The 11429-nt window shown below is 33.0% G+C and carries 7 protein-coding genes and 1 pseudogene; 2 read left to right on the top strand and 6 right to left on the bottom strand.

From position 1 onward, the window contains the following. From ACHZDT_RS07850 to ACHZDT_RS07830, 5 genes and pseudogenes are all read right to left on the bottom strand, one after another. Nucleotides 1-201 (bottom strand): annotated as a pseudogene (locus tag ACHZDT_RS07850) (type IV secretion protein Rhs); the annotation flags it as partial. A 42-nt stretch (nucleotides 202-243) separates the two neighbouring features. Continuing rightward, nucleotides 244-636: a type VI secretion system tube protein TssD gene (gene tssD / locus ACHZDT_RS07845; RefSeq protein ID WP_394774070.1), complete on the bottom strand. Its 393-nt coding sequence runs from the start codon at nucleotides 634-636 to the stop codon at nucleotides 244-246. Between the two features lie 254 nt (nucleotides 637-890). Then, nucleotides 891-1445, bottom strand: coding sequence for a DUF5683 domain-containing protein (locus ACHZDT_RS07840; protein WP_394774069.1), 555 nt, complete (start codon nucleotides 1443-1445; stop codon nucleotides 891-893). A gap of 269 nt (nucleotides 1446-1714) precedes the next feature. Next, nucleotides 1715-5080, bottom strand: coding sequence for a transcription-repair coupling factor (mfd, locus tag ACHZDT_RS07835; protein ID WP_394774068.1), 3366 nt, complete (start codon nucleotides 5078-5080; stop codon nucleotides 1715-1717). Next, nucleotides 5073-5699: a hypothetical protein gene (locus tag ACHZDT_RS07830; protein ID WP_394774067.1), complete on the bottom strand. Its 627-nt coding sequence runs from the start codon at nucleotides 5697-5699 to the stop codon at nucleotides 5073-5075. Before ACHZDT_RS07830 ends, mfd begins: the two co-directional genes overlap by 8 nt. A gap of 468 nt (nucleotides 5700-6167) precedes the next feature. Here ACHZDT_RS07830 and ACHZDT_RS07825 point away from each other — a divergent pair, with 468 nt between their 5' ends. Together ACHZDT_RS07825 and ACHZDT_RS07820 are read left to right on the top strand one after the other, a co-directional pair. Then, nucleotides 6168-7106, top strand: coding sequence for an L-threonine 3-dehydrogenase (locus ACHZDT_RS07825; protein ID WP_394774066.1), 939 nt, complete (start codon nucleotides 6168-6170; stop codon nucleotides 7104-7106). 191 nt (nucleotides 7107-7297) lie between these two features. Then, nucleotides 7298-8494 carry a DUF418 domain-containing protein gene (locus tag ACHZDT_RS07820; protein WP_394774065.1) on the top strand — a complete coding sequence of 399 codons (1197 nt, stop codon included), beginning with the start codon at nucleotides 7298-7300 and terminating at the stop codon, nucleotides 8492-8494. Nucleotides 8495-8558: 64 nt separating this feature from the next. On the opposite strand, the gene ACHZDT_RS07815 is transcribed toward ACHZDT_RS07820, so the two are convergent. Continuing rightward, nucleotides 8559-11381 carry a VIT domain-containing protein gene (locus ACHZDT_RS07815; protein ID WP_394774064.1) on the bottom strand — a complete coding sequence of 941 codons (2823 nt, stop codon included), beginning with the start codon at nucleotides 11379-11381 and terminating at the stop codon, nucleotides 8559-8561. Nucleotides 11382-11429: the final 48 nt, after the last annotated feature.

Below are 11429 nucleotides of genomic sequence, written 5' to 3'. Positions count from 1 at the left end.
TTTTACTTCTATGCTGATTCTCTGACCGGATAAATCCAAAGAAGCCGGCATTACGCTTCTCAGTTCTTCTACCAATAAATCCTTTCGTACTTTTAAGCTGAAGGTATTGTGTTTATGAATTTTCTGGTCGATTATTAAATCGGTGAAACTGCCAATTATTTTGCCGCCTATTTTTACTGTTGTATTAATCTGTAATGCCATTTTTTGGTTGTTTTTTTAGTTTATTGAATTGCAGTTTTTTGTTTAAACATTTTTCCAGTTATTGTCAAATACAGTATTCCCTATTTTTATTTCTTTTGAAGTAATCAAAATTTCCGTAGTCATGGGAACAACACCTTGACTGGAAAAAGCTTTTTTGAGCGAAATACAATAGGCTTTTTTAAAAGTTACATTCTTCATGGTGCTCATGGCATCGCGGCGGTAAAAAATAATTTTTCCGTCCTTGGTACTGGTTTCTGAAACCATCCAGTCCGAAAATAAATCGGTTTGCGTGGTTTCAATCAGCAGTTTTATTTGTCTTGATTTGGGTTTGTTGGCAGGTTTGCCATTATTGTCAATTTCCTGGGTAAGATGCACGTCAAATTCCAAAACATTAAAAACAGCATTATCGATTTCTAATTTTGCTAAAAAACTCATAGGTATAATTTTAAAATTTTATTAATACCTTTTCAACAATTTAGAATTCCTGATTTCGTTTTTTGACAAATAAAATCATCAGGCATAATGTACAATTGCTGGTAAGGATCTAGTAAATTAAACCCTATGTTTATTATAAAGTGACTCCCAGAAGTTTTAAGAGTATCAGAATAAGACTTATTAAGCTCGTTTAAAAACACAAAAAAAGGCGTATGAAAATTTTCATACGCCTTTTTTGTATTTGAGGAAATTATTTAAAACGAGTAATTGAGCGCAAACCCAAAATCAGATTTTAAATTTTCATTTCTAAAGTTCATTGTTGGTTTAAAAGCCAAATTTTCGCTTACATTAAATTGAGACAAAGCTGCATCAATATTAGCATCTATAATATTTAAAACATAAAAACCGACGATAAACAATGCGGATAAATCTCTGTTTCGCTGAAATTGTTTTTGTGCCGAAACCAACTGACTTTCACTTAAGTTGGCTAAATATTCAGAATTACCGGTGTTTCCTGCAAGTCGGTTTTTGTATTCGTCTCTGTAAATGTTGTAGTTTTTCTGGCTGTCGATATAAAAATAGGCACTTGCGCCAATTGCGCCATAAACTAACGGAAGTTTCCAGTACTTTTTATTGTAGATCTGTCCCAATCCAGGAAAAATAGCGGAGTAAAAAGCTGCTTTGGCAGGACGTAAAGGATCAATTGTTTCAGATTTTAGCGCATCATTTAAAACGCTTTTTTTGTTTTGCTGAGCGAAAGTTGAGGTTAACCCGAAAAATAAAAACAGAAGAATAAATTGGTATTGCATAGAGATATTTTCTTTAAAATTTCTCTCAAAGAAAACTTTTTGGTCTTAAGGATTTTCTTAAGTAAAAGATAAATAAAGCTTAATGTTTTTGCCACGAATTAGCACGAATTAAAACATTAAACTTATGGGCGAATAAAATTCTAAATTTCTAATCTAGCCCCGATAGAACTGGAAATCCTTTTGTCCCGTTGTTCGGGACAAAAGATTGTAAGGGATAGCGGGACTAATGGTGTTTTAAAACGAAATTATTCTGCTTCTAAAAATTAAAATTATTCTCCTAATAATTCCATTAATTCTAAAGCTCGTTTGGTCGATTTTACATTTTCAAAAGTCAACAAAAGTCGTAAACCATTTGGAGTTTGTTTTTCTTTCATTTGGCAAAGATTAGTGTGTTTTTGGACGAATTCCAGGACTTTTTTAAACTTAGACGACTGATAATAATCAGATTGCTGATCCGATACAAAGTAACCAATCATTTTACCTTTTTTCATTACTAGTTTCTCAATGCCTATGTTTGTAGCAATCCATTTGATGCGAATACTATTCATCAAGGCATTGGCACGCGGAGGCATTGGTCCAAAACGGTCAATTAATTTGTTTTGAAAGATAACCAGTTCTTCTTCGTTTTTCACAGAACCCAATTCGTTATATAAACTCAAACGCTCTGTGACATTATTGATATATTCATCAGAAAACAACAACTCAAAATCGGTATCGATTTGTAAATCTTTTACGTATTCTTTTGTTTCAATATCATTTTGTTCCGGATATAAATCCTTGAATTCATTTTCTTTTAATTCTTCGATGGCTTCGTTCATGATTTTTTGGTATGTATCAAAACCAATTTCATTAATGAAACCACTTTGTTCGCCACCTAATAAATCTCCGGCGCCACGAATTTCAAGATCTTTCATCGCGATATTAAAGCCACTTCCAAGTTCGCTGAATTGTTCCAATGCCTGAATACGTTTTCTGGCATCTTCGGTCATGGATGAATATGGCGGACAAATAAAATAACAGAATGCTTTTTTATTGCTACGTCCTACACGACCACGCATTTGATGCAGATCTGATAATCCGAAATTGTTCGCGTTGTTGATAAAAATGGTGTTGGCATTTGGCACATCTAAACCACTTTCGATAATCGTTGTCGCTACAAGAACATCAAAATCTCCGTTCATGAAAGCTAACATTAATTCTTCAAGTTTTGCACCTTCCATTTGTCCGTGACCAATTCCGACTCTTGCATTTGGAACTAAACGCTGAATCATTCCTGCGACTTCTTTTATGTTTTCAATTCTATTATTGATGAAGAAAACTTGTCCGTTACGCTGAATTTCATACGAAATCGCATCACGAATTATTTCTTCATTAAACCCAACGACATTTGTTTCTATTGGATAACGATTTGGCGGAGGTGTTGTAATTACCGATAAATCTCGCGCCGCCATTAATGAGAATTGTAAAGTTCTCGGGATTGGCGTTGCCGTTAATGTCAGCGTATCAACATTTGCAGCAATTGTTTTGAGTTTATCTTTTACGTTTACGCCAAACTTTTGTTCCTCATCGACAATCAATAATCCTAAGTCTTTAAAAACTACATTTTTATTGACCAATTGATGTGTTCCAATTACAATATCCAGTTTTCCTTCGGCTAAATCTTTTAAGGTTTGCGCTTTTTGTTTTGCAGTTCTAAATCTATTCAAATAGCCAATTGAAACCGGCATATCTTTTAATCTTTCGGTAAAAGTTCTATAATGCTGGTACGCTAAAATCGTCGTCGGAACTAAAATTGCAACTTGTTTACTATTGTCTACAGCCTTAAAAGCGGCACGAATTGCAACTTCGGTTTTCCCGAAACCTACGTCTCCACAAACCAAACGATCCATTGGGCGATCGCTTTCCATATCGGCTTTTACTTCCTGCGTTGATTTGGTTTGATCCGGCGTATCTTCATAAATAAACGAACTTTCTAATTCGTTTTGCAAATAACTGTCCGGCGCAAATTGAAATCCTTTTTCCAATCGACGTTTTGCATACAACTGAATCAGGTTGAACGCAATATGTTTGACACGCGCTTTGGTTTTTTGTTTTAAAATTTTCCAGGCGTTCGATCCTAACTTATAAATTTTAGGCGGTGTTCCGTCTTTTCCGTTGTATTTCGAGATTTTATGCAGCGAGTGAATACTTACATATACAATATCATTATCAGCGTAAACCAGTTTTATGGCTTCCTGCGTTTTTCCTTCAACCTGAATTTTTTGTAATCCGCCAAACTTCCCAATTCCATGATCGATATGTGTAACATAATCGCCAACCGAAAGCGAGGTTAATTCCTTAAGCGTGATATTTTGCTTTTTAGAATAGCCGTTTTTGATGTTGAATTTATGATAACGTTCAAAAATCTGATGGTCTGTATACGCCGTAATTTGATTTTCTTCGTCAATAAAACCTTGGTACAATGGTAAAACTATCGTGTGATATTGCTTTCGGATATTCTCTGAATTGGCTTCATCTAAAGTTTCAAAAATATCGTGAAAACGTTTTGCCTGGGTTTCATTTGAACAGAATAAATAATTCTTGAATCCGTTAAAATGATTTTCGCTCAAATTATTCAATAACAAATCAAATTGTTTATTGAAAGATGGCTGTGGCTGAATATGAAAATCAAACTTTTTGGTGGTTTTGAAAATTGGTTTTGAAACCAATTCCACTACCGAAAAGTCTAATGCTCGTTTGATAAACGAAGCCTGATTTAAAAATAATTGCTCCGGCGTTGCGTGTTTTATTTCTCCCGAAAGTTTGTCAAAAGCTTCTTGCGCTCTTGCAAATTGTTTGTCTAACTGACTAAAAAGTCCGTCAGTATTTTGAATAAAAAGTACTGTTTTTTCGGAAATATAATCTAAAAAGCTTTCGCGGTTTTCCTGAAATATTTTGTTTTCAACATTCGGGATAATCGTGATTTTTTTATGTGTTTCTACCGATAGTTGAGTTTCAACATCAAAGCTACGAATACTATCAACTTCATTTCCAAAAAACTCAATTCTGTACGGATGATCGTTTGAGAATGAAAATACATCGACGATTCCTCCACGAATCGAAAATTCTCCGGGTTCTGTAATAAAATCGACTCTTTTGAATTCGTATTCGAACAAAACTTCGTTGATAAAATCAATTGAAATCTTATCGTTTAAAGCAACTTTTAATGTGTTTTTATCGAGTTGTTGACGCGTTACAACTTTCTCGAAAAGTGCTTCGGGATATGTAACAATTATTGCCGGTTTTTTTCGGGAATTAATTCGGTTTAAAACCTCAGCGCGAAGCAAAACATTGGCATTGTCTGTTTCATCAACCTGATAAGGACGGCGAAATGATGCCGGATAAAACAAAACATCTTGTTCACCAATCATTTGTTCGAGATCGTTCAGGTAATAAGCGGCTTCTTCCTTATTGTCTAAAATAAGTAGAAAAGGCAACTCGGTTTTTTTGAAAAGAGCGCGTATTACAAATGAAACTGCTGATCCTAACAATCCGTTAAGATGCATTTTTATCTGGTTCTGCTCCAGTAATTGTGTGGCAATCTGCTGATTTTTGGGCAGATTATCATACATTGTATATAAGGCGTTTTTACTCAAGTTGTGGCGAATTTGGATCTGTTCTTCTTCCCGGAATCGGATTTACTTTTGTGTTTGGAATTGCACGTGTTGTGTCTAACATTTTCAAGAAATCTTCTTCTCCCTGTTCTTTTGGAATTTTACTTTTAACAATAATATTGTCCATTTGTCTTTCTAAAGAAACTAATTCTTTGTTGATGTCTCCAACTAAGAAAGTCACTTTTTCAGCCGGAATTTGATTTAAATGAATAAATAAATCCATCATTTTTATTTTGGTAATCAAAACAGAAATTCGGCTTTTTATTTGAGGAACGTTAAACTCAGCAGGAATATTGTCGTTTAAGGCAATTGCTTTTTTTGAAATCGCTGTTGACTTTTTTTGAAAAGCTCCAATAGTTTTTCTTGGTTTATCGCCAATTTCCTTTAAAAAATCGCGCCATTCATTCCATGAATTTACTTTTTGTTCTGAAATTTCATTAATTGGTTCGTCAATAAACAACCAGCCTTTATTGATATTATCAAAAATAAGTTCCTTTTTTTTAGCTTCTCTTTTATTTTCAGCAAGACGTTTTTCATCTTCATTCTGACATGAATTCAAGACAAAGACAAAAAGCAGAAAAAGAGATATTTTATATTTCATTTGAAAAAACATTAAGCTACAAAGTTACAAAGTAAATTTACAATTACGAATGCTGTTTTTTGCTAAAGATTCTATAAATCGGTCGTATTTTTTTGCCCACCGATTTAACGGATTAAACAGATTAACACAGATTATTTCTAACTGGCTGGAATATGTGTCTGTAAATTTAACCGCAAAGGCCGCAAAGATTTTTTAATATGCTGGGTTTAGTAAAAACACAAAATTCGCAAAGCTTCATCAACACAAAGCTTTGCGAATTTTGTGTTTTATAAAACTGCTTAATTTTAAAATCTTTGCGGCCTTTGCGGTAAAAAATCTGTATGTGTGGCTAAACGCAAAAATAATTATACGCCTCAACGGAGAATAATCCAAAAAATAATCTTCATCGTTGTTAAATTTATAATTTGTTGTTCTGAAAAGTAAAAATAATTGCGAAAACGTTATATTTGCGTATCTAAAAACTACATAATGAATCCAAAAATATTGATCATTGGCGCTTGCGGTCAAATTGGGACAGAACTGACTCAAAAACTGCGAAAATTATACGGTACAGACAATGTAATTGCATCTGATATTCGAAAATTAAATATTGACGTTGTTAATTCAGGTCCGTTTGAAGTGGTCAATGCTTTAGATTTTAATCAGATTGAGCATCTTGTTGAAGTGCATCAAATTACTGATATCTATTTAATGGCGGCACTTTTATCGGCTACAGCCGAAAAAAATCCTGCTTTTGCATGGGATCTAAATATGAATTCATTGTTTCACGTTTTGAATTTGGCGAAAGCAAAAAAAATAAAAAAGATATTCTGGCCATCCAGTATTGCTGTTTTTGGACCTACAACTCCAAAAGAAAATACGCCTCAATATACAATTATGGAACCTTCAACGGTTTACGGAATTAGCAAACAAGCGGGTGAAAGATGGTGTGAATACTATCATAATATTTATGGTGTTGATGTTCGAAGCATCCGTTATCCTGGTTTAATTAGCTGGTCTACGCCTCCTGGTGGCGGAACTACGGATTATGCGGTTGATATTTTCTATAAAGCTATTGCAGATAAAAAATATGAGTGCTTTTTATCATCTGAAACTAAAATGCCCATGATGTATATGGATGATGCGATTAATGCAACCATTGCTATTATGCAGGCTCCTGCTGATAAAATCAAAATACACTCTTCATACAATTTAGCGGCAATGAGTTTTACGCCAACTGAAATTGCAAATGAAATTAAAAAACATATTCCTGAATTTACGATTACTTATGAGCCTGATTTCCGTCAGAAAATTGCGGATAGCTGGCCGGCAAGTATCGATGATTCTCAGGCAAGAGAAGATTGGGACTGGAAACATACTTTTGATCTTGAATCTATGACAAAAGATATGATAGAACATTTGAGATAGATCTAAATTCTCTCCATACTTTAAGGCGTGTTATTTTAAAAGAATTTCTTTTTAAAATAACACGCTTTTTTATGAAATATATTTTCAAATAAAAACAGATCATTTCAAAATTTTCTTACTTTTGACTGCATTAGAATACTTTCAAATTTATCACAAATCATCAATCAAATCACAACAAAAACGTTAATCAAATGACAAATTCTTATCATCCTGTCGAACAAAGCAAAAGAACTGCTATTGTTGACATTCTTCGCGGCTGGGCCATTTTAGGTGTAGCAATTGGTAATTTTTCTGATTTTTTATTTATCGGCGTACCTCAAAAAATCAACAATAGTATCTTATCTGAAATATTGAGCTATTTTAACCGTTATTTTTTTGCAGCAAAATCATGGACGTTATTAACACTCCTATTTGGATATGGTTTTGCTATTTTAATTAATAATATTGCTGCCAAAGGCAAAAATCCTGTAACTTTTTTTGCTTGGCGAATGATTTTACTCTTTATATTGGCATTTATTAATTCGTCGTTTTGGCTTGGCGACATTTTAAAAGACTACGCTTTTTTAGGACTTGTAATGTTACTTTTTTACAAATGTTCCGCAAAAACACTTGCAATTATAAGTGCGTCACTTATACTTATCACTCCTTTTATGATGGCTTATGTAAATAGCTTTACAGTTGAACATCCAGAAATTACAACAAATCCGGCATACTTAAAATTATTCTATTCAGGAAACTGGCTTGACTTTTTTAAGTTTAATTTATTGGCTTCATTTTACGAACAAATTATTATTCCCGGATACGCTATAACAGCACATATTGTTATGTTAGCCTGTATGCTTTTTGGTTTTTTACTTCAAAAATTAGATTTTTTTAATCATTTAACTGAGAACAGGAAATTATTATATCGCATACTTTGGATTAGTTTAATTGTAGCTGTTATTATTGGCGTTAGCTTTAATTTAATAATTTTTTATAAAGTTGCTCTTCTTAAAGTCTTTCACCCGCTTTACTGGTTGGTTTTGAGCACTATGATTTTTATTGCAACCGGAATTAGCTTATTGTACATTAATGGCAAACTAAAAACCATTTTTAGCTATTTTAGTGCTGGAGGTAAAATGACTTTGACAAATTATATCGCACAAAATATTCTGGCTGCTTTTATTTTCTCAGGAATTGGTTTAGGAATAGGAAATTCAATGCCATACTGGTTTTACTTTTCCTTAGCTGTTTTCATTTTCATTCTTCAACTCTTTATAAGCAAATGGTGGCTTTCAAAATATACTTATGGACCCGTAGAATGGTTGTGGAGATGTGCAAGTTACAGAGAATGGTTTCCGTTTAAAAAAGCGCAATCTAACAACATTACCGAAATAAAAATAGTGTAATTTGTTTTTAGATAAATTTGAAAAAAAGAAAAAGCCCTTAAAATATTTTTTAAGGGCTTTTTTTCTAAAATTCAAATTCTCCAATCAGGATTTTACTGTCGTTTTCGCGTTTATTTTCTTTCTGACTCTGAAAAACAGCGATTTTGCGTTCTTGTCTTCCATCAGAATAGTACAGATAAACTTCTGCCATCACCGTTGTTGGTCCGGAAAGTATGTTCTGTCTCTCTCCAAAAAAATTGGTTTTAATTTTATATTTACCTTTTATGGCTTTTTTTAGTAAAAACTGTTCTGGACCAAAACCCTGAGTGAAATCATTACTTAATCGCCCTCCAATTTCTGTAGATTTATGAGAATAGGAGCAATCTTCTCCTCTTGGATCTGTAACCCAAAGGTCTATATCTGTATTGTCTTTATTCCAGTTAATTACAACGCGAATGTCTATTGGTAGATTTGCTTTTAGACGATCATCTATTTTACTCGCGTCTACATTTTTGTTTTGGGTCAGAATATTATTAATTTCCATAATCAAAATCTCCTCTATACCGTTGTCTCTTACTGAAATTTCATCGGTATATTCCTGATAAAGCATAGATTTATAGACATTAAGAGCCTCCTGAGGTTTTTTATTATCAATCAGGGCTAATGCATAATCTCTGTGGCTTTGAGAATCAAAAGGTCTCCATTCCAGAATTTTCTGGGTGATCCATAATTCTTTTTCATAATTACCTCTTTGTTTTAGTAGATAATATATGGTCTTGTATAACTCTTCATTTTCAAGATCGAGCTCTGCTAATGTGCTTAAAACTTTTAAAGAAAGTGCTTTATCTCCTTTTTTGAATAGCAATTTAGAGACATCAAAATAATGCGTTACCTGCTTTTCATACTTAGCACGATTTTCAAGATACTTTTGGTAGATTAATTCAGAGGATTGTAGATTCTGAAAATCTTTCATATACTCTTCGTTACTTTCTACCTCTACCAAAGTTATTTTACCGTTGGATTTTGTTGATCTACCCATTCCTGTAGCATTATCAGCACTTGAATTACTGTAACCATCATTATCTCGTACTTGATCTTTATTTGCTGATTCTGCTAATGACTGATTAGAAATTTTAGGGTACTGCTTTTTTTCGGCAGGTTTAAACTCGGTATTCCACCAGGTTACCAGTTCGCGGGTTATATCAAAAGATTTAGACAGAAGGTTTTTTCTTTTTTCTAAAATTTCTTTTTTGTTTCCTGAAACGATTTTGTTGTATTCCGCTAATAATTCCTGAGGCGGTGTAATGCCGTAATGTACATAATCATTGACGTCATCCAATACAATAAGGCTTGTGTTTTTACTTACTACACCAAACTGTTCACTCAAATTTCTGATTTCATCACGGTTTTGAGTTGAATTGAGTTCAAGATCATTGATTTTTCTTTGTGCCCAAAATTGCGCAATTGGCCAGTTATCTACTTGCACAGCGGTATTGAAATCTACAGGCACTTCATATTTTTTATTCCCTACAGAAAAAAGAGCGGTTAGTTTTCCCAAATTTGGAGATGAAATTCCAAATATATTGACTGGTTCATTTACTGCAGTTCCAACATTAGGAAATAGTTCCTGAATAGCCGCATTTTCTTTAAAACCTAAAAATATAACGGGCTGTTTATTGTATGTTTTTAATGCAGATTGAGTGTCTAATTCATTCAGATTGATAAAATTCCCACCTGATTGTGATGCTAAAAGTTTAAGAAGATTAAAATCAGAAGTTGGCGTACTTACGATACTATTTACAGGTTTTTTGAATTTTAAAGTCAAATCACCAAAATTTGAAATCCCGTCAGAAAATAAAAGATATTCTTCTATTCCTGAAATCTCTTTTAATGCACCAAAGTCGGTTCCACCATCATATTTCAAGCCAACAATTCTATTTTTTAATGCGCTCCAGTTTCCACCCGAAACAGTAAATTCTTCTGTTTTCTCCAGAACATTATTTAAAAGGACAAAAGATACTGAGATATCTTTGTTGCTGGAAAAAAAGGCATTCAGAAAGTCAAGTTCTTTTTGATGGTTTCTCTTGGATCCGCTAAATGAATTATCCCAAATAATTGCAATCTTTTGAGATTTTGATTTTTCCTTCACAGGGAAATCCGTCGAAACACTCGCTGCAAAATAAAATTTATTCTCGGAAGTTTTCTGCAGTAAAATATTTGAAGACTGATTTACTTTTGGTATTGTTATTTTAAGATTTTCATTTGGCGTAAAATTTTCTTTGCTAATCTCGGCAATCCATTGATTTCCTTGTTTTTGAAAAGCAAAACTTCCATCTGGATTTTCAGTAATTTTAGGAACTACCAAACTTTCATTAATCAATACTTTCAGATTAAATTTTGGAATACTAACAGTTTCATTGGCAAAAGTTAAAAAATATTGATAATCAGAAGCAGAATTTTTTAATTCCTGATGATAAGTAATTTTAATGGTTCTGCTGCCTTTGGCCGGAATTGGATAAATTCTTGTTCGGAAATTATTTCCGTCTACTTTTTCAATAATCCCCGGATCTATATTTCTTTTTTCAAGACTTTCAAATACTTCCTTAGCTCGTTCTTTAGGAACAGGAACTGCATCTCTTAATTTTCCGTTGATATCTAAAGCATAACCACTTATGCTTACTCCTTCAGGTAACGGAATGGTAAGTTTTCCTTCTAAAATTCTGTTGCCCGGATTGTAAAATGTGTAAATGGCTGTTGTTGTGGCAAGGTTTCCTAAAATCTTGGTTTCAATTTTTGCTTCTTGCAGGATAACCGGATTTTTCTTTTGATTTTCTACGTCCAGAGTTGGAATTTGAGAAAAAACTGCACTAAATACAAATAATGCACATATGGTAAAAATTTTATTCATATAAAAAAGTGATTTTTTATTTACTTATAAAGAAGAAAAACTAATAAA

Origin of the sequence: Flavobacterium sp., assembly GCF_043722275.1 — a bacterium.
Lineage (GTDB): Bacteria > Bacteroidota > Bacteroidia > Flavobacteriales > Flavobacteriaceae > Flavobacterium.
Note: the sequence above shows the minus strand (reverse complement) of the source record. Positions and strands in the feature narration are given on the sequence as shown.

Excerpts from the sequence above, each read along its gene's own strand:
- tssD (WP_394774070.1), bottom strand. The coding sequence starts at position 636 with ATGAGTTTTTTAGCAAAATTAGAAATCGATAATGCTGTTTTTAATGTT.
- ACHZDT_RS07825 (WP_394774066.1), top strand. The coding sequence starts at position 6,168 with ATGAATCCAAAAATATTGATCATTGGCGCTTGCGGTCAAATTGGGACA.
- ACHZDT_RS07830 (WP_394774067.1), bottom strand. The coding sequence starts at position 5,699 with ATGAAATATAAAATATCTCTTTTTCTGCTTTTTGTCTTTGTCTTGAAT.
- ACHZDT_RS07815 (WP_394774064.1), bottom strand. The coding sequence starts at position 11,381 with ATGAATAAAATTTTTACCATATGTGCATTATTTGTATTTAGTGCAGTT.
- ACHZDT_RS07840 (WP_394774069.1), bottom strand. The coding sequence starts at position 1,445 with ATGCAATACCAATTTATTCTTCTGTTTTTATTTTTCGGGTTAACCTCA.
- ACHZDT_RS07820 (WP_394774065.1), top strand. The coding sequence starts at position 7,298 with ATGACAAATTCTTATCATCCTGTCGAACAAAGCAAAAGAACTGCTATT.